This is a genomic window from Nocardioides sp. Leaf374, assembly GCF_916862475.1.
Classification (GTDB): Bacteria; Actinomycetota; Actinomycetes; order Propionibacteriales; family Nocardioidaceae; genus Nocardioides; species Nocardioides kribbensis.
In genome coordinates this window covers 1-19330 of sequence record NZ_CAKASO010000020.1, presented here as the reverse complement: position 1 = coordinate 19330, position 19330 = coordinate 1, and the positions used below count along the sequence as shown (strand labels likewise).

At 74.2% G+C, this 19330-nt stretch carries 14 protein-coding genes; 5 read left to right on the top strand and 9 right to left on the bottom strand.

Going from position 1 to position 19330, the window contains the following annotated elements; genetic code table 11:
- Positions 1-163: 163 nt before the first annotated feature.
- From LPA27_RS10725 to LPA27_RS10715, 3 genes are all read right to left on the bottom strand, one after another.
- Entirely contained in the window at positions 164-643 is a 480-nt protein-coding gene (locus LPA27_RS10725) for a hypothetical protein (RefSeq protein ID WP_228942415.1), read from the bottom strand.
- A 120-nt stretch (positions 644-763) separates the two neighbouring features.
- Positions 764-1624 (bottom strand): hypothetical protein, encoded by an 861-nt coding sequence (locus LPA27_RS10720; RefSeq protein WP_228942414.1) that lies wholly within the window; start codon positions 1622-1624, stop codon positions 764-766.
- A 523-nt stretch (positions 1625-2147) separates the two neighbouring features.
- The gene (locus LPA27_RS10715; RefSeq protein WP_228942413.1) at positions 2148-5429 is read right to left on the bottom strand and encodes an Ig-like domain-containing protein; all 3282 of its coding nucleotides are present in this window, start codon (positions 5427-5429) and stop codon (positions 2148-2150) included.
- Between the two features lie 336 nt (positions 5430-5765).
- Between LPA27_RS10715 and LPA27_RS10710 the strand changes: the two genes are divergently transcribed.
- Positions 5766-7376: a hypothetical protein gene (locus LPA27_RS10710; RefSeq protein ID WP_228942412.1), complete on the top strand. Its 1611-nt coding sequence runs from the start codon at positions 5766-5768 to the stop codon at positions 7374-7376.
- 260 nt (positions 7377-7636) lie between these two features.
- Positions 7637-9175, top strand: coding sequence for an AtzH-like domain-containing protein (locus tag LPA27_RS10705; protein ID WP_228942411.1), 1539 nt, complete (start codon positions 7637-7639; stop codon positions 9173-9175).
- Positions 9176-9337: 162 nt separating this feature from the next.
- On the opposite strand, the gene LPA27_RS10700 is transcribed toward LPA27_RS10705, so the two are convergent.
- From LPA27_RS10700 to LPA27_RS10675, 6 genes are all read right to left on the bottom strand, one after another.
- Positions 9338-10060, bottom strand: a complete 723-nt coding sequence (locus LPA27_RS10700; RefSeq protein ID WP_228942410.1) for a DUF1275 family protein — start codon at positions 10058-10060, stop codon at positions 9338-9340.
- A 357-nt stretch (positions 10061-10417) separates the two neighbouring features.
- Positions 10418-11482: an SGNH/GDSL hydrolase family protein gene (locus LPA27_RS10695; protein WP_228942409.1), complete on the bottom strand. Its 1065-nt coding sequence runs from the start codon at positions 11480-11482 to the stop codon at positions 10418-10420.
- 65 nt (positions 11483-11547) lie between these two features.
- Positions 11548-12117 (bottom strand): TetR/AcrR family transcriptional regulator, encoded by a 570-nt coding sequence (locus tag LPA27_RS10690; RefSeq protein WP_228942408.1) that lies wholly within the window; start codon positions 12115-12117, stop codon positions 11548-11550.
- 117 nt (positions 12118-12234) lie between these two features.
- Positions 12235-12930: a collagen-like protein gene (locus LPA27_RS10685; RefSeq protein WP_228942446.1), complete on the bottom strand. Its 696-nt coding sequence runs from the start codon at positions 12928-12930 to the stop codon at positions 12235-12237.
- 164 nt (positions 12931-13094) lie between these two features.
- Positions 13095-14102 carry an alpha/beta hydrolase gene (locus tag LPA27_RS10680; RefSeq protein ID WP_228942407.1) on the bottom strand — a complete coding sequence of 336 codons (1008 nt, stop codon included), beginning with the start codon at positions 14100-14102 and terminating at the stop codon, positions 13095-13097.
- 265 nt (positions 14103-14367) lie between these two features.
- Positions 14368-15114, bottom strand: a complete 747-nt coding sequence (locus tag LPA27_RS10675) for a maleylpyruvate isomerase family mycothiol-dependent enzyme (RefSeq protein ID WP_228942406.1) — start codon at positions 15112-15114, stop codon at positions 14368-14370.
- A 257-nt stretch (positions 15115-15371) separates the two neighbouring features.
- On the opposite strand from LPA27_RS10675, the gene LPA27_RS10670 reads away from it, so the two are divergent.
- From LPA27_RS10670 to LPA27_RS10660, 3 genes are all read left to right on the top strand, one after another.
- Complete coding sequence (locus LPA27_RS10670) at positions 15372-16658, top strand: hypothetical protein (protein WP_228942405.1); 1287 nt, start codon at positions 15372-15374, stop codon at positions 16656-16658.
- Entirely contained in the window at positions 16651-17757 is a 1107-nt protein-coding gene (locus LPA27_RS10665; protein WP_228942404.1) for a polysaccharide deacetylase family protein, read from the top strand. Before LPA27_RS10670 ends, LPA27_RS10665 begins: the two co-directional genes overlap by 8 nt.
- On the top strand, positions 17754-19330 hold a 1577-nt coding region (locus LPA27_RS10660; RefSeq protein ID WP_228942403.1), incomplete at its 3' end, for an O-antigen ligase family protein. The genes LPA27_RS10665 and LPA27_RS10660, both read left to right, overlap by 4 nt.

Sequence of the window (19330 nt, the reverse complement as noted above, 5' to 3'; positions counted from 1 at the left end):
CACCACCCACACATGGTCACGCTGAGTAAAACCGGCGTGCCCCCAGTCGCACCATGGACACTTCACGCACCCGGCACGGTCGATTCGAGGGATTTCTCCTCAAACGACGGACACGGCGTCGCAGGCAGAGGTAAAGAGGTGCCGACCCCTGCACCGGGGGGCGTCAGCCCTTGCGGGCCTTGCCGCAGGTGAAGTCGGCGACCAGCGTCGCCTCCTGACCATCGACCCCGAGGACGGTGGCGTCGACCGAGGCGGTCTCGCCGTCGCCGAGCACCTCCAGCCCCTGGGCCTCCCCAGGCGCGGTGGCGAACGCCGCGTCGCCGATGGCCACGGTGGCGCTGCTGGTGATGTCTCCGCCCTCGGAGAACACCTGCACCGAGCCGTCCTTCCACTCGGCGGTGTAGAAGGCCTCGGGGCTGCCAGAGGGGGGCCTGGTCGACGTGCCCCCACCGCTCCAGCTGGCCTCGACCGCACCGGTGACGGTGAGCTCGACGTCGCAGGCGCGGGTCTCGTCGTCGGCGGGGGCGCTGGCCGAGGCCGTCGGCGACGTCGCGCCGCCCTCGGCGCCCTCCTCGTCGCCGGAGCATCCGACGAGGAGGGCGGAGAGGGCCAGGGCAGCCAGGATCGCGGAAGTAAAACGCATGCGGCGAGTGTGCCACCACTGGTCGGTGCGACACCGGACCGGACGGAGGCGCGTTGCGTGACGCTGGTCGCCCCGTCGCGCCGTCGCCCCGTCGCCCCCGCGTGTCGGCGGTCGCTGCGGTCAGCAGGCCAGCGTCACCGCGTCGCGTGCGGAAGACCTGTCCGCGAGCGCATCGTCGCGCACATCCCGGGCCTCTCGGATGGCGGGGCGGTCGCCGGCGTCGACCGCGGCCGCGAGGGTAGCGCGCGCCTGGACGACGGCCGCACGAGCCGCGCGCAGGGCGTCACGAGCCGCCACACAAGCCGGTTCGAACTGCCGGAAGGCCACCGTGGCGGACTCGCCCCGGTTGCCGGCCGCGTCGACCGCGCGGACGGCGAACACGTGGCGACCCGGCGTGGTGGCCAAGGCCACCGGGCTGCTGCAGGCGCTGAAGGCGTCCTCGTCGAGGGAGCACTCGAAGCCCACGGTCTCCTCGTCCGGCGAGGAGAACGCCACCTCCGGAGCCGCGCCCACCCGCTGGCCGTCGACCGGGAACCCGATGGACGCGCTCGGAGCAGTGACGTCGGGGACCGGGTCGGGCACGATGTCGAGCACGAAGGTGCGACTGGCCGGCTCCCCCACGTTGCCGACCCTGTCGGTGGCGCGGACCGCGAGCGTGTGGGCGGCGTCGGCGAGGCCGGCGATGTCCACGGTGTAGGGGCTGGCGCACTCGGTCCAGGCGGCAGCGTCGATGCGGCACTCCTTGAGGACCGTGTCGGGATCGGCCGAGTAGAACGCGTAGCGAGGAGCCGTCGTGACGACCGCGCCGCTCTCGGGCCCCTCGTCGATGATCACCCGAGGCGCCGAGGTGTCCGGCACGGGCGCCGGCGGATCCCACTCGCAGGAGGGGTCACCGGTGACCAACAGACCGGCCGAGATCGACAGAGCTGCGATGCGGCGCGTGCTGCGAGCACGGGCGAGAGAGCGGAGGGAGAGGCGCACGGCAGTCCTTCGGTGAGCCGACTCCGAGCAGCCGGGCGAGATGTGTGGTCTCATCCTCGACCTCGCTCTGGCTGCTCCGCAGGCTTTACCGCAAATCGGCTCAGGATGCACAAAGTGCTGCCACCCAAGGCCCAGGAGCAGCAGAGATGGGCGCGCCTGGGGGTGGCGGGCACCCCATTCACTACAGTGGCGGGCGGCGGTCCGGACCATTCTGAAGCAGCGGCAACAGAGAATGGCCCGGACCGTCCTGGCTTCCCGCTCGTAGGCGGCCCCGAAATGCCCACCGGGGCGCCACACCGAGGTGCGGCGCCCCGGTGGAGCAGCCGGTGGACCGTGGTCCTGATCGAGCGACCAGGCAGTCCGGACCATTCTCAAGCAGCGGCAACAGAGAATGGCCCGGACCGCGTCTGGGTCTCCCGGCCGTGAACGACCGTGGTGGAGAAGTGAGGCTTACGCCTCGGGGAGACTCACCCCGGAGCGGCTGTCGCCGCCGCTCCGGGGCTCATCCCGTGGTGACTGCGGGTCAGCGGACCCGGGTGACGTTCGACTTGGCGAACTTGGTGTCGACCGTCTGCTGCACCTTGGCGACGTAACGCGAGAACCGCTTGCCGTTGGTGTCCTTCACGTTCTTCTTCACGCTGCCATCGGCACCGAGGACGGCGCGACCGACCTGGACCTGGTCACCGTTGGCCTTGATGCGGAAGAACTTGACGACCGCGCCCTCGGCGATGGCCTTGCCCGTGGTGACCTGGAGACGGTCAGCCTTGGCGCCGTTGTTGTTGGCGCTGAGCTTGGCGCGAATCTTCTCGCGAACCGGGGGCTCCACGATCGGGTCGCCGAAGGTGACGGAGTCGCTGGCCTGGCTCTCGGGGATGACCTCGCCGCCGATGTAGCCGATGGCGGTCACGTTGGCGACGCCCTCGGTCGCACCCTGGAAGACGTAGTTGACCTGGCCGTCCTCTCCGGTGGGGTTGGTGGCACCCGAGGTGTCGTCCTGCACGTCGCCGGGGCCGGCACGCAGGAAGTCGACGTCCTGCAGCTCGATCGGCTCACCGTTCTGGTCGATCGCGGTGTAGGTCATGATGACCGTGCTGCCGACCGGGACGCGGTCAGCACCCTGCTGCGAGAGCGTGAAGGTGCTGTTGGCGAAGTCCACCTCGTAGAAGGTGACCGTCGGGCCCTCGCCCTCGATGTCGACGGGAGCATCGTCAACGTTGCCGTCCTCGTCGATAACAGACGAGGGAGCGTCCACCCAGGTACCCACGGGGGTGACGTCGCCCGCCGCGGTCGGGAACACGAAGAACTCGGCGTTCCCATCGACCAGGTCGGTCGTGACGGAGCTGTTGTTGCTGACGCCGTCACCCTCGACCTCGATAGCGACCTCAACGTCGTCAACCGGGTTGCCGAACTGGTCGGTCGCGGTGACGTCGTAGGCGACGTTGTCGGTGGTCGGAGCGAGCGGGAGCACACCGGACTGCTGGAAGCGGTCGTCCGAGAGCGTGATGACCACGTCGCCGCCGTTCAGCGGGGCGGTGGAGCTCCAGTTGACGTCCTCGGTGTCGGAGGCGTCGGCGCCGGCGACCGTGGCGGTGACGGTGTCCTCCGCCTCGCCGTCGTCGTCGAAGTCCTCCGAGCGCTCGATCGCCACGAGGAACGACGCGACGCCGTCCTCGTCGGTGACGACCGTGATGGACTGGCCGAGCGACTCGAGCTCGCCGGTCTCGTCGCCCTCGGCCGGAGTGGCGTCCTCTTCGTCACCAGAGGTGAAGAAGGTGTCGCCGTCGACCGTCAGGGTGACGACCTGGTTGGCGACCGGGTTCTCGTCCTCGTCGAGGACGAGGACCTCGCCCTGCTGGGCGGTGCCGGGGGTGCCGGGCTCGCCGTCGACGTCGGTGTCCTCGTCGTCGCCCTCGGCAATCTCGCCGCCGATCTCAACGGTGGTGCCCTCAGCGGCCTCACCCTGAGCGAAGACCACGTCCACGGTGTTGATGGCACCAGCGTCGTTGGTCTCCGGGGTCGTGTCGACCGCGCGGCTCTCGGTGTAAGCGGCCGTGTCCGCGGTCACGGTGCCGGTCTCGGTGGCCTGGTCGCCGATCTCGGCGGCCGGGTCGTCGAGAACAGCGGAGAACTCGCCGTTGGCGTTGGTGGTGACGCGAATGTTGGCGGTGTCGACACCGGTGGCGCGGTCGAAGACCGCGTCGCCGAGACCGTCAGCGTTGTAGCTGAGGTCGACCGGACGCGCGGGGAGGCCGGGGCCGTCGCCGTTGTCCAGGGCGAGCGAGCCCGCGATGGTGACCTGGCCGCCGGCCGAGCCGGCGATGCGGCCGTCGTTGGTGGTGCCGTCGAAGGTGATGACCGCCTGGCCTGCCTGGACCTCGAGGACCTCCGAGACCGGGACAGCACCCTCGCCCGTGGTGGGGTCGGCGACAGCACCGGCAAAGAGGGTGTAGGTGCCCTCGAGGCGGTTACCGTCCTCGTCCTCAAAGGTCGGCAGCTCGATGGTGGCGAGGCCGTTGGTCGCGGGGACCTCCTCGGTCTCCTCTTCGGCGTCGGCGGCCGGGAAGCGGTCCGACTCACCGTCGAAGGAGGTGAACTCCCAGTAGTACTCGACGGTCTGGTCGCCCTCGAGCTCGGCGCCGCGCTGGTCGACGATCTGGACGGTGATGTCGTCGGCGTCGTACTCGTCGTAGTCGAAGATCGCACCGTTGTCCGACTCGGCCTCGAGGGCGTCGGCAGCGGGGACGTACTCCTCGACGACGACGTCGGCGGAGCGCTTGTCGCCCACTGCGGCCGAGTACCCGAAGGCGTCGGTGGCGTCAGCGTAGTAGTAGACGGTGCCGCCAGCCTGGTCGAAGGTGGCCTCACCGTTGGCGTCGGTGAACTCGGCCGCGCCGACCCCGGTCGCGTTCGAGGGGAGGACCCGGGCGCCGGCGATGGGCGCGCCGTTCTGGTCGAGGACCGTGACGGTCACCTCGGCGCCGTCGGCGTTGGCGTCGCCGGCCTCAGCCGTCACCGTGGTGATGGTCTGGCGGTAAAGCGCGAAGGCCTCGGTGTCATTGGTCGCGTCGGCGGCCTGCACGAGGATCTGGTTGTTGGAGGCGGTGAAGTCGTAACCGGTGATGTCCAGCACGCCGGCCCACGCACCCGACTCAGCGTCGGTGTCGTCCGCAGCGAGGGTGGATTCCACTAGCTGCTCGCCCTGCACGAACTCGCTGCCCTCGGCAAGGCTGCCGTCGAGGAAGGAGAGAGTGGGAAGCGACTCGGGGTCAGAGGACGTGCCCTTGACGATCACCGGGTTGCCGTAGGGACGGGCCTCGTAGGGGCTCTGGAAGACGCCGAGGGCGTCACCCTCGGTGATGTTCGTGGTGGCCAGGTTGTTGTTGACCTCAACCGGAGCCGACTCGTCGATGTCGTTGATGTTGGCGGCGGTGAACTGGCCGTCCGCACGAATGACGACGTTGTCGGCGCCAGCGATGCCGGAGGGGTTCCACTCGTAGGAGAAGACGCCGTTGTCGTTGCGGTTTACCGTCGCGATGGGCGTGAAGACCGGCTCGTCGACGGTGTTGTCGAGGGTGTAGGAGAACGTCACCGAGGTCACGTTGGTGCCGCCGAGAGCGGTCAGACGGTAGGTGTTGTTCGTGCCATCGTTGTTGGCCGAGATGTTGCCGGGCTCGACGAGGTCGACCGCGGTGTTCGCGAGGTCCGCGGTGAGGGGCTCCGCGTTGGCGATCGCGGGGACACCCGTGATCGCGAGGGCGGCGATGGCCGTGGTGGCCAGTCCCCGCTTGATGCCGCTGCTGTTCATGTGGAGATGTTCCTTCCGGAAGGTGAAGTGAGCCTCCGACACCTGCCGGATGACTCGCCAGGTCCCCGCTGGGACCCGGGCCCAGGCCTGCCGAGCAGACCCAAACAACGAGGACCTTAGGAAGGTAAAGACTTCGGCACCCCCATTTATGTGTACCGAAATTTGATCCGCAATAACTATGGCGCCGCTCCGTCGTTGTGGTTCCTGAGACGGAGCCCGAGGTGCTCCCTTACCTTTCTCCTGCACGACGACGTGAGGAGCACGATCAACCATGGGCGTTGCGTCCCCCCCGACGCGCTCACCGCAGCGACAGACCCCTTGCCACCAGGGCTCAGCGTGACGGGCCGCCGACGCGGCCGTCCGCAGCAGATGCCCGACGACCCCAGCTCGTTGCGCTCGCGCACCTTCGGCGCTTGGCCCCGAACCGCCTGGCTGCTGGCCACCTCGCGCATGCTCGGCAGCGACCTGGAGCTGGCCAGTCGCTCGGCCTTCGTGGAGAGGCTCAAGGGACTCGGCCTGGCCGCCGACCTCAGCCGCGTCAGCCGCTGGGAGTCGGGGCAGCAGGCCGTGCCCACCAAGGTGGTGCTCGCCTACGAGCAGGCCCTCGGCCTGCCGTCGGGCTCGATCCTGGCGACCTCGCGCAGCCTGCTACGCAACTCCGCCTCCACACCCCCGCCGCCCGAGCGGGCGTCCTACGGCGACGAGGACACGGGCCCGCTGCTGGTGCAGGACCTCCTCGAGCGCGCCCTGGCCGGCGACGCCCTCTGCGGCGGGGAGTGGCTGCAGCTCGCGGTGGAGCTGGCCCGCTTCGACTACTTCTTCCTCATGGCCGACTCCTGGCAGGTGCTCTGCGGTCGGCTGGTCAACGAGCTCTCGCGCACGATGGGCATCGACCACCTGCGCCGCTACGAGGCCTGTGTGACCCTCATCGGCCACGACATCGCGCGCCCCCACATGCTCCACGCCCTGGGCTCCTGGCTGACCCACCCCGACGTGCAGCTCGCCGCCCCGGCGGTCTCGCTGCTGCGCGAGATCCCCGACTCCCCGGCCGGCGACCTCGTGCTGCGGCTGCTGCACAGCGACAACGCCACCCTGCGCGAGGCCGCCGTCGGCGTCGCCGCCGGCAAGGCCGCGCGGGGCCACTTCGACACCTTGTCGCTGCGCAAGCTGGAGAAGGTCGCCGCCCGGCGCCTCGACGCCCACGAGACCACCCGCGCCGCGGTCGACACCATCGACCTGGTCGCCCACCTGCCCGACGACGGCTTCGAGCGGGTCATGCGCGGCCTGCGCGACCCGGCCAAGCGGCCCCGGCTCCAGCACACCCGCGACAAGGGCCTGCTCCTGCCGGCCCAGCACATCAACCTGGTGTGCCGCACGATCGCCGGCCAGGCCCAGGCCATCACCCCCACCGCGCGACCGGCCGAGCCCGACGCCCTGCTGGAGAAGCTGGTCAAGGAGCTGCTCTTCCACGTGCACGGCGTGCGCCGCCGCATGGCCGGGCGCGTGCTGGCGCTCAGCCCCTACGGTCCCGCGGTCGCCGACGCCTGCGTGCCCCTGGCTGGCGGGGTCAACGAGGTGCTCGCCGCCCGGGCCTGGGACTCCCTGCTCGTGCTGGGCCATGGCAACCGGCGTGACGAGGTCGTGGCGCTCGCCGTCGGCGAGCCCCGCTCCGGTCTCCAGGGCGAGGCCCTGGTCAGCGTCGGGCTGGGCCAGCGTCACCTCGACGAGGACGAGGCCGAGAAGCTGCTCGCCGTGGCCCGGGAGACCCCCCATGCCGATGTCAGGGCCTCGGCGGTCTTCGCGCTCGGCATGGCGGGCCCCAGCCACGTGGCCGAGGTGGCCCGGGCCTCGGAGGAGTCGGCCCGCGCCGCGCGCTGGTGGGCGGCCACCGGGCCGGCCATCTACGACGCCGACAGCTCCTCGGGCCCTACCGCGAGCGCTGTCTGAGCCCGCCGGGAGATCGATGGGGCACGAGTCGGCCTCGTCCGGACCGACTCGTGCGACCGCGATCACCCCTGCGGGTGGAACGACCACCCGGACGTGGTGAGTTCACTCGCGACAGGTGCCAGAGAACAGGCTGAGAGCCCTGCGGGGAACCGCCCGTCGGGGTGGGGACCGGCCGGTGACGCGCCGCCGAGGCCCGCGGCCGAGGCGACCGACGGGCGGCACGGCGCCCGTCGTACGGTCCGGCGGGGGATGATCAGCGCGTGAGCGCCACTGCCCCCGGACCCGTCCCCGGACCCACCGGCCCGAGCCTGCCCGTGCCCGACGGCCTGGTCGAGGCCTTCTGGGCCTACGAGCGGGCCCTGATGGCCGACGACGTCGAGACCCTCGACCGGCTCTTCGCGCACGCCTCCACCACGCTGCGCGGCGACGCCGCCGGGCTGCTCGTGGGCCACGACCAGGTCAGCGCCTTCCGCCGCTCGCACGGCCGCGCGCCGCGGCGACGGATCGTCCAGACCCACGTGCAGGTCACCGACCCCGACCACGCCCTGGTCGTCGCCGTCACCGAGCTCGAGCGCGGCGGCCGCGGTCAGCAGACCCAGCTGTGGGCCCGCGGCGCGGACGGCTGGGTCGTCACCGCCGCCCACGTCTCGGCGCCCGCCCCCGCCCTCGACAGCCGCATCTGGCGCGTCGTCGGCGACCCCCTCGTGCCCGGCGCCGCCGGCGGCCCGCTGGCCGGGGAGAGCCTCGCGGTCAAGGACCTCTACGCCGTGGCCGGCCAGGTCGTCGGCGCCGGCAACCCCGCCTGGGAGGCCGCCGCCCCCGTCGAGCGCGGCGACGCCCGCGTCGTCGACCTGCTCGTCGAGGCCGGCGCCTCGGTGCGCGGCATCGCCCGCACCGACGAGTTCGCCTACTCCCTCGCCGGCACCAACCACCACTTCGGCAGCCCGCCCAACCCGCGGGCGCCGTACCGCGTGTCAGGGGGCTCCTCCTCCGGCTCGGCCTCCGCGGTCTCCCTGGGGCACGCCACCATCGGTCTCGGCACCGACACCGGCGGCTCGATCCGCGTGCCGGCGGCCTACCAGGGCCTCTACGGCATCCGTACGACGCACGCCGCCATCGCCACCCACGGGCTCCTCGCGCTCGCGCCGAGCTTCGACACCGTCGGGTGGATGACCCGCGACGCCGACCTGCTCGCCCTCGTCGGCGAGGTGCTGCTGCCCGACTCCCCCGGCGGCTCGAGCGACCTCGTCGTGGTGCCCGAGCTTCTGGGGCTGGCCACCCCGCCGGTGCGCGCCGCGGTGGAGGGCTGGATCGGCGACCAGGGACTGGTCGTGCGGGAGAGCTGGCCGCTCGGGGAGCTCGACGCCTGGCGCCGCGCCTTCTCCACCTGGCAGGCCTGGGAGGCCTGGCAGGTGCGCGGCGCCTGGCTGGCCGAGCGGCTCGACACCCTCGGCCCCGACGTGCGCGGCCGCTTCGCCGCCGCCTCCGCGGTCTCGCGCGCGGAGGCCGACGCCGCGCAGGCCGTCGTCGCCGGGGCCCGCGCCCGGGTGCGCGAGCTCGTCGGCGACCGGGTGCTCGTGCTGCCCTCCGCGCCCTCGGTCGCCCCGCTCGTCGGCGAGGACCTCGGCCGCGTGCGCGAGGCCACCCTCGCCCTCACCTGCCTGGCCGGCCTCGGCGGCCTGCCTGCCGTGTCGCTGCCCGTCACCACCAGCGACGGGCTGCCCGCCGGCGTGTGCCTGGTCGCCGGCCCCGGTCGCGACCGCGACCTGCTCGCGCTGGCCGCCAGCCTCGCCGGCTGAGGACGGGCGCGACGGGGCCACAGCGGCCGGGTCGTCGCAGTCGGGTCGCCGTAGCCGGACGGGCACTATCGCTGTCCGCCCCGGCGGCAGCCGGATAGCGGCCCGCCACTGCGCGGCGCTCGGCCGCACGAGGTCGCCGAAGGGTCGACAGTGCCCGTCCGGCTACGCCGGCACCCGGGGGGTCGCCCGGGCGGCGACGCGGGCGTGGACCGCGCCGAGCAGGGTGGCGAGGGCGACGAGGCCGCCGGCCACGACCAGTCCAGCGCCGAGGTGCCAGCGCAGCAAGGCGGCCCCGGCGGCGGCGCCGAGCAGGATCAGGGCGACGGCGAGCACGCGGCGCCCGGAGCCGCCGCCCTTGCCGCTGCCGAGCACCGAGTCGGCGGCGAGGCCGGTGATGGTCGAGGTGACCACGACGGTGGTGACGTCCTTGACCGCGATGAAGCGCGCGGTGGCGGCCTGCACCCCCATCGCCGCGCCGAGGGCTGCGGTGACCGGCAGTGCCACGGCCCGGGCGGGGGTCTCACCCGGGGTCTCGCCGAGCACGAGCAGCAGCGTCCCGAGACCGGCGCAGACGACGGCCACCGCGGTGAAGAGCAGCGTGGTGCGCGCGGTCCACGCTCCGCCCGCGCGGCGCAGCACCCGCCCGCCGAGCGCCGCGCCGGCCATGAAGGCCGCCAGGGCCACCACGGGCCCGAGCACCGGGAGGTCGTCGGCGCCGACGATCGCCATGCCGAGGATGACGACGTTGCCGGTCATGTTGCCGGTGAAGACGCGGTCGAGGCCGAGGTAGCCCACGGCGTCGACGATGCCGGTGGTGAAGGTCAGCACGAGCATGAGCGCCAGGTGCATGCGCTCGTGCGACACGGCGGCGAGGCGGGAGGTCACCGGGTCATCCTCGCGGGGCGTGCGGGTGGGGGTGGGTGGCTGGGTGGTGTCGAGACGCTCGCTGGCGTGGTCCCTGAGGAGCGAGCGCAGCGAGTGTCTCGAAGGGCTCGCTCCTCAACCACCGTGGCGGTCGGGTGGTTTCGAGACGCTCGCTGGCGTGGTCCCTGAGGAGCGAGCGCAGCGAGCGTCTCGAAGGGCTCGCTCCTCAACCACCGTGGCGGTCGGGTGGTTTCGAGACGCTCGCTGGCGCTCGCTCCTCAACCACCGTGGCGGTCGGGTGGTTTCGAGACGCTCGCTGGCGCTCGCTCCTCAACCACCGTCGGAGTTCCGCTCGCTCCTCAGCCACCCGAGGGCGGGTCAGGAGCAGGAGTAGCACTCGGTGTCGCGCAGGTACTGCAGCAGCACGGCGGCCTGGGCGCGGGCGCCGGCGGCATTGGGGTGGGCGGGCACGCCGACGGCGGGGTCGTTGACCGAGGGGCCGTAGGTCTCGGCCCAGCGGGTGACGGGGTCCTGGCACAGGTCGTGGCCACCGGTGTGGCTGAAGGTGTCGACGAACTCGGCTCCCCCGCGCCGCGCGGCCCGCTCGACCATGCGGTTGAGCTGGCGGAACTTTGCGGCGATGTAGGCCATGTCCTCGTCGCTGGCCGGCACGGTCGGGTAGCAGCCGTGGTCGGGGATGACGTCCATGTAGTCGAGCACCAGCACGCGGGCGCGCGGGGCGAGCCGGTGTACGGCGCGGAAGGCCCGCACGAGCTTGATCTCCGAGGCGCGGATCTGCTCGGCCAGCTGGTCGGTGCCGCCGGCGGTGTACTTGGCCTTGCAGCCGCCGAAGGGCAGGCCCGCGCCGGAGTCGGTGAGCGGGTTGTCGACCGGCAGCACCCCGAGGCAGTCGAGGCCCGCCGAGGCGATGCCGGCGTCGTTGCCGCCGATGCCGATGGTCACCAGCTCCGTGCGGCGGGTGAGCCGGTCGAACTGCGGCGGGTTGGTGCCGCCCAGCGGCAGCCCGGTCTGCGGGCGGCGGAAGTCGCGGGTGGTCGCGGAGCCGCAGGAGGCGTCGCGGAAGCGGTCGGCGCCGAGGGCCTCGGCCACGATCTTGGGGTAGTTGTGGTGCGACTGCGCGCAGTCGACCGGCACGTGCGTGGTGTCGGGCACCCCGTCGCGGTTGACGAGCACCACGTCGGCGGTCCAGGAGTCGCCGAGGGCGACGTACTCGGTCAGCGACGGGAGCCGGCGCCGGTCGGGGGTCTGCGCCGCCGGCGTCCGGCTCGCCTCCTGCGCCGTCGTCGCGACGGTCGCGGCCGCGGTGGGCGCGGCCTGCGCGTCGGACCCGGCCAGGGGCGTCACGCCCGGGGTGAGCAGGGCCGCGGCGAGCGCGAGCGCGGCGAGGGGGACGGCGGGCACGAGACGGCGCGAGGACCTCATGCGGAGACCAACGTCACACGCCCGCCGAGGTCACGCCCGGATCCGGGGTCGGGCGGCGCCGGACGTCAGGCCGTACGCCGCTCCCGCGGGCCCGCCAGCTCCTGCGCGGCGCGGGCCAGGTCGTCGACGCCGGCGGCGAGCCACTCGGGCCGGTCGGTGGCGAGGTCGAGGTGGAAGCCCGACAGCGACGCCTCGACCAGCGTGACCACGCGGCGCACCTTGCGGGGCGGGGCGCCGCAGCGCACGAAGTAGGTGCGCAGCGCGGCCGCCCACCGCTCGTTGGCCGCGCGGGCCTCGGAGAGGTAGGGCTCGTCGCCGATCAGGCCGGTGGCCGCCGCCTGGCAGTAGGCGGTGAGGCAGCCGTGCATCGGCTCGTCCTGGTAGGTCTCCCAGAGCCGGTTGACCCCCGAGCGCACGGTGCGGGCGGTCGGGAGGGCCTCGACGATCTCGATGGCGCGCTCGGTGACGCGCGTGATGACCGCCGAGACCAGGCCGTCGCGGCTCTCGAAGTGGTAGATCAGCATGCGGTCGCTCGTGCCGATCGCCGCGGCCACCGGGCGCAGCGTCAGCCCGGTCAGACCGTGCTCGAGCACGTGGTCGGTGACCTGGTCGAGCAGCTGGGTGCGTCGGGACATCCCTCGAGTGTAGCGATCGCTACGGATCGGGCGCCCTCGACCTCGGGCCGACGGCCGCCACCCGTCCAGCACCCGTCAGGGGCTCGCCCCCATGGAGCGAGCCCCTGACGCCGGCGGTCAGCTGACCGGCGGCGCCGTCACGCAGGCGACGATCACGGTCACCGAGTAGGCGGTGGAGCCCTCGGTGATGACGCGCCACGCGGTCGCGGGGCCGCCGCTCTGGAACATCCCGCTGCTGATCAGCCGGAAGTCGGGGCCGGTGGTCCCGCCGAGGAGGTAGCCGCCGCCCGTGGGCACCTTGCCGGACGGGCAGCTGGCCACCGTGGTGGTGCCGCCGCCTGACTGGGACGTGGTGGCGCTGACCTGCTCGTAGCCAGAGGCGCCGGCGGGGCCGGCGACTCCCTGGGGACCCTCCTCACCCTGGATGCCTTGGATTCCCTGGATCCCCTGCAGGCCGCGCTCACCCGTGGCACCGGTCAGGCCGCGCTCGCCCTGAGGGCCGGTCGCTCCGGTGTCGCCCTGCGGGCCCTGAGCACCGGTCTCGCCCTGCGGGCCCACCAGCAGCGCGCCGTCGGCGAAGTCGGCGGCCTGGAGCGTGCCGTCCTTGATGTCGACGGACTTCACGCCGTTGTCGCGCAGGTCCACGCTGCGCACCCGGTTGTCGATGATGTCGACGCTGCGCACCATGCCCTGCACCGCGGCGTGGGCGGTGCCGGAGCCGATGAGCACCGCCAGGCAGAGGCCGGAGGTGACGTTGGCGAAGGTGAGTCGCGAGCCGATCGCACGGGCGGAGGGACGGGAGGGGAGGCGCATGGTGGTGCCTTTCGGACGAAGCGCCCGCGAGCGCGGGCGGGTCGGGTAATCGCCCACACCCTGCTGAAGGGCGGCCGGAGCCGACCGGGACTCGCGCGGCTCTTTACCGTCCCACCGCAGTCTTAACCGGCGCGACTAGACCAGTCGACGCCCGCCGGCCGGCATCACCGCAGCGCCGCGCGCTGGGCGGCGACGACGGCGTCCATGGCCGGGCGCGCGGAGCGGGCGAGGTGGGGGAAGCCCAGGAAGCCGTGCGGCATGCGGTGGAAGTCCTCGACACGGGCGGGGACACCGGCGGCGGCTAGCGCCTCGGCGTACCGCACACCCGAGTCGTGCAGCGGGTCGAGCCCGGCCACCACGACCAGCGCCGGGGGCAGGCCTCCGAGGTCGGGCGCGAGCAGCGGGGAGAGCCGCCAGTCGGAGGCGTCGACCGCGGTGGGGCCCGGCTCGGGCAGGTAGTGGTCCAGGAAGACCTCGAGGTCCTCGAGGCTGACGACCACGCCGTGGTCGTTGGCGGCGAAGGAGTCGTGCTCGCGCAGGGCCTCGGTGAGGTCGGTGGCGGGGTAGAGCAGCGTCTGGTGGCACAGCCGCGGACCGCCGCGGTCGCGGGCGAGCAGCGCGACCACCGCCGCGAGGTTGCCGCCGGCCGACTCCCCCATCACCGCGACCCGCTCGGGGTCGGCGCCGAGCTCCGCGGCGTGCTCGACGGCCCACAGCAGCGCGCCGAGGCAGTCGTCGAGCGCCGCCGGGAACCGGTGGGTCGGGGCGAGCCGGTAGTCGACCGAGACCACCACCGCGCCCACCTCGCGGCACACCACGCTGGAGGCCCAGTCGCCCTGCCGCGCGCTGCCCAGCACGAAGCCGCCGCCGTGGAAGGCCAGCACCAGCGGGCGCCCAGCGGCCGGACGCGGCCCGGGCGGGGTGTAGACGCGCAGGGGCACCTCGCCGTGGGCGGCGGGGTACGCCGTCGTCCGCACGACCACCCCCGGCTGCACCCGCCCCAGCACCCCTCCCAGCACCCGGCCGACGGGCCCGCGGTCGGGCAGGGCGAGGGCCTGGACCCGCTCGAGGCGGGCGGGGTCCATGCGCGCGACCGAGAACGACGGGCTGGCGCGCATCACCGCGTCGACCAGGCGGATGCCCGGGGTGAGTCGCGGGCGAGGGGTGGGCACGCAGGGATCGTAGGTCGGCGGGGTGGTGGTTTCGAGACGCTCGTCGCTGGCGCTCCTCCCTCCTCAACCACCGAGGCCCCACGGTGGTTGAGGAGCGAGCGCCAGCGAGCGTCTCGAAACCACCCCCACCCGACGAGTGGTTTCGAGACGCTCGTCGCTGGCGCTCCTCCCTCCTCAACCACCGGAGGCCGTCGCTGGCGCTCCTCCCTCCTCAACCACCGGAGGTCGTCGCTGGCGCTCCTCCCTCCGCGAGCACCGCGACGGGCTACTCGGGGAGCGGCTCGGTGGGGAGGTCGCCGAGGCCGGCGAAGGCGTCGAGGTGGGGGGTGACGTCGCCGCGCACGGTCCAGGAGCGCAACTGGTCGGCGGTGCGGCGGCTGGTGAGGGCGCGAAAGAGGTCGAAGCCGGAGGCCTCCAGCCGCACGGGCGCGTCGTCGGGGTCGACCCCGCCGTCGCCGCCGTGGCTGCACCAGCGCCAGCCCTCGGGGGCGGGGTCGACCAGGGCGATGGGGGGGAGGTCGGCGACGGCGTCGGCGAGCCGGCCGGCCATGCGCCGGCGTACCTCCGCCAGGCCGGGGGTGTCGCGCCCGCCGGGCTCGCCGACGGCGCCGCGCAGGTCCTGCTCGTGGATGACGACGTCGTTGAGGGGGCGGCTGCCGTGCTCGCCCATCCAGGCCACCAGCCGCGGGGCGACGTCGTCCCACTCGGCGACCAGCTCGGCCACCGAGCGGCCCCGGCGCCGGTCGACGTGGGCCTGGGTCCAGGCGGGGTCGTGGTCCTCGGGCTCGTCGCCGTCGAGCACGTCGACGGGCAGACCGACGACGTGGCTGAGCAGGTCGCGCACGGTCCAGTCGGGGCAGGCCGGCACGTGGCGCTGCACCTGCTCCTCGTCGAGCCCGGTCACCAGCGCTCGCACCCGCTGCCGCGCGACCTCCCACTGCGACACCGGGTCGGCACCCGGGTCGGCACCCGTGTCGGCGCCCGTGTTGGTCAGGTCCTCGCCACCAGCCACGTCGGCCTCCTCCTCGTCGTCCCTGCACGCCGTCAGGGGCCCACCACCCCCGCGGCCGGCACGCCCAGGGTCCTGCCTATCGGCGCACCGGGCCGGCCAGGAACCCCCGCCCGGGTGACCCCGGACGCCTCCCCGCGCCCGAGGGGACGACTCACGTGACGTGTCCCTCAGATTGGCCCTCACCCATCGTGGGTAGATCATGGAGCGACAGTTCCTCCGGGGGGAGGTTTCGCCGTGCCTGCAGGAGGAACCGCACGATGATCGAGACAGTTCGCCGCGCACTGCGCTGGCGGTGGCCGTGGATGGTGCTCGTGCTCGTGCCCGTCGCGGTCGTGGGCATCTGGTGGGTCGAGGCCCAGCCGACCCGCGCCGAGGCCGTCAGCGTCGTCGGCGTGACCCCGGCGTCGGTGGAGTACGCCAACCCCGACCTGGTGCAGCTCACCGTCAACCGGTACGCCGTGCTGCTCGCCTCGCCCACGGGGCTGCAGGGCGTCTCCGACGACACCGGCATCGACGTCGACGAGCTCGAGCGGGCGGTCTCGGTCGAGTCCAGCCTCGACTCGGCCAACCTGCGCATCGTGGTCGACGCCGCCACCGAGGAGCGCGCCGAGGAGATCGCCGACGCGGTCGCCGCCCACGCCCGGGTGCTCGGCGCCGACGACGAGGCCACCGACGTCTCGGTGCTCTCCCCCGCCGTCGTCCAGGCCCCGCCGCTCACCGCCTCCAAGCGCGTGCTCGAGGCCGTGCTCCTGCTCATCGCCCTCGTGGTCGCCCTGGGCGCGGCCTGCGCCGTGGAGCTGGCGCGCCCCCGCATCCGCACCGGCGGCGACGCCGAGGCCGCCACCGGCGCCATGGTCGTGGCCGGCATGCGCCGCTTCCCCCAGCCCGGCCTGCTGCGGCGCAACGTCGTCAGCGACGACGAGGTGCTGCGCGCCGCGCGCGCCCTGCGCACCGGCCTGCTGGCCAGCGAGCGCAGCGCGCCGAGCGGCCCGATCTGCGTGCTCGGCAGCGAGCTCGGCGCCGGCGGCACCACCATCTCCTTCCTGCTCGCCCGCTCGGCCAGCGACGCCGGCGAGGCCGTGCTGCTCATCGACGGCGACCTCGAGGGCACCGGCCTGAGCAAGCACCTGCTGCTCCCCCAGGACGTCGGCCTCGACGACGTGCTTGCCGGTCGCGCCGACCTGGAGGCCGCCATCGACCGCGAGGGCCGCGTGCCCGTCGTCGGCACGCGCCGCAAGCTCGGCTCCGACGCCCTCACCGAGCGCCGCCTCGGCGAGGTGCTCAAGGAGGCCGCCGGCTCCTGGGAGCGCGTGATCGTCGACGCCCCGCCGGTCGGCAGCCAGGGCGCCGACGTCGTCGGCCTCCACGCCGCGTCGGTGCTGCTGGTCGTGCCGCTCGGGGCGCCGGTGCATCGGGTGCGCCGCGCCGCGCGGCGCCTGGCCCGCCACGGCATCCCCGTGCGCGGCGTCGTGCTCAACCGTGCGCCGCGAGGGGTCGTGGAGTCGATGCGCACCGTCGCGACCGTCAGCCACGCCGATGGCTGAGCCGCAGCCCGCCACCACCGGCTCCACCGCGGCCCCCGGTCGCCGCTCGCCGCTGCGCCCGTCGCGCTCGACGGTGGTGCTGATGTACCACGGCTTCTGCACCACCCGTCGCGCCGACGACCCGGAGAACCTCTTCGTCGAGGTCGCCCGCCTCGAGGAGCAGATGACCTGGCTGCTGGCCCACGGCTGGGAGGCGCTCGACCTCGACGGCTACCGCGACGTGCGCGCCGGACGCCGCTCGGGGCACCGCACCGTCCTGGTCACCATCGACGACGGCTTCGACTCCGTCGCCGACCTCGCCGCGCCGGTGCTGCACCGGCTCGGCGTGCCCGCGGTGCTCTTCGTGCCCTCGGGCCTGGTCGGCGCCACCGCCACCTGGCTGCCCGAGCCCGCCTCCAGCCCGCTGCTCCAGCCCGAGCGGCTGCGCGAGCTGCCGGCGCGCGGCGTCGAGATCGGCCTCCACGGACGCGACCACCGCGACCTGCGGGGCATCGACCCCGACGAGCTGCACCGCCAGACGGCGCTGGCCCGCGCCGAGCTCGCCGACTTCCTGGGCGCCCCGGCCGCGCGGTGCGTGCGGTCCTTCGCCTACCCCTACGGCGCCCACGACCGCGCCGCCCGCGACGCCGTCGCCGCGGCCGGCTTCCTGGAGGCCTTCTCGGTCTTCGACGACGCCGGGCCGATGGCGGTCTCCCGCGTCGACGTCAACGCCACCGACACCCTGCGCTCCTTCCGGGTCAAGCTGATGCCGCAGTACCGCCGCGCCTGGCGCGCCCTCGAGAGCGCTCCCGCCCTGCGCCGCCTGGTGCACAAGGTCACCACCCGCACCCCCAACCGCACCCCCGACGGCCCGCCCGAGGCCGCGCCCACCGCCGTGCCGAGCGAGCCCCCCGTCGCCGAGGCGCCGGCCACCGAGGCGCCGGAGCAGGCGGCCTCGGAGCCGACCCCGATCAGGCGCCCGCCGCGCACCGGCGCCGCCCCCACGTCCACGGCCACGCACCGGACCACGACCCAGCGCGCGGCCTTCGCCTCCGCCCCCGAGCCCGACCCGTCGACCGGCACCACCCCGCCGGCCGACGGCAGGGGGCCCCGGGGATGACCACGCTGCTGCCGGCCGCGCCCGCGCGACCGGCCCGCGGACCGGCCTTCCTGGGGCCGCTCCGGCCCCTGGTGCCGCTCCTGCCCGCCGCGCTGACCACGCTGGCCTGCGTCGTGGGCTGCGTGGTCGGCGGGATCGCCGCCGGTCTGCTGCTGGCCGAGCTCGGCGTGCGCTTCGGCCCGGCCGCGGTGGTGGCGGTGGTCGTGGCCACCGGCCTGGCCGCGGTGGTGCCGCGCCGCCCCGAGACGATGCTCGCGGCGGTCGGGCTGACCCTGCCGCTGGGCCCCGTGCCGGTCGGCCCCGTCGAGGTCGTGCAGCTCACGGTGGCCTTCGCCGTGGTCGCCCTGCTGGGCCGCGCCGCGCTGACGCACGGGCTGCGGCTGCCGGCCCCCGCCCTGGCGGTGCCGCTGCTGGCGATGCTGCTCAGCGCCGCGCTGGCCACGCCGCTGGCCCGCGGCAGCGACGTGGCCTTCAGGCTCGACGTACAGCTGCTGCTGCTGGTGCTGCTCGCCGTGGCCGCCGCCAGCGCCCTGCGCAGCCGCCGGGCGCTGGTGCTCGTCACCGCCTCGACCGTGGCGGGCGGGGCGGTCGCGGCCGGCTGGGCGCTGGTGAGCTCGGGGCCCTCGACAACGTTCTACGGCGGCGCGGTCGTGAGCGGCCGCGCCCAGGGCGTCTTCTCCCAGCCCAACGAGCTCGGCCTCTTCAGCGCCGTGCTGCTCGTGGTGGCCATCGGCTTCGGCACCACCGCGACCTCGCGCCGCCAGCAGCTGCTGTGCCTGGTGGCCGGTGGGCTGCTGGCCGCGGCGCTGGCGCAGTCGCTCTCGCGCGGGGCCTGGATCGGGGCCGTCGCCGGACTCGTCACGCTGGCCCTGCTCAGCCCCCAGGCGCGCCGCCCGATCGGTGCGCTGGCCGGGGCCGCCCTCGCGGTCGTGGTGGTGCTCCAGCTCGCGGGCGCCGGCATCGCCGAGGCGCTGCTGGCCCGCCTCGACAGCGTGCTCAACGCCAGCGACAACCCCTACGACCAGCGTGGCCAGATCTGGGCCGAGGCGCTGCGCCAGCTCGCCGAGCGCCCGGTGACCGGCCAGGGCCCCGGCGGCTTCCCCTACGCCGCGCGCGGCCTGAGCGGGGAGGGCATCGTGCTGGAGATCGAGCACGCCCACAACCTCTTCCTCGCCGCGGCCAGCGAGTACGGCGTGCCGGGCCTGCTCGCCCTCCTCGCGCTCATGGCCGGTGTCGTGGTGACCGCGGTGCGCGCCACGCGGCTGCTGGCCGCCGGGCCGCACCCCCGCGACGCCGGCGTGCCCGTGGCCCTGGCCGCCGCCCTCGTGGCCGTGGTGGCCCACGGCATGGTCGACTACCCGCTGCGCAACGCCGCCGTGGTCACCACCGTCTTCCTCGTCGTGGCCCTGCTGGGCGCCTGGCACCTCCACGGGGCCGACGTCGCCGCGCCGCCCGCGCCCGACCCCGCCCGGGCGCCCGACCTCCACCTCGCCGACGTGCCGGTCGTGGCCGTGCACCCCAGCCTCGTGCCCACCCCGGCCGGTCTCGCCGCAGCCGCCGCCCGCGGCGCAGG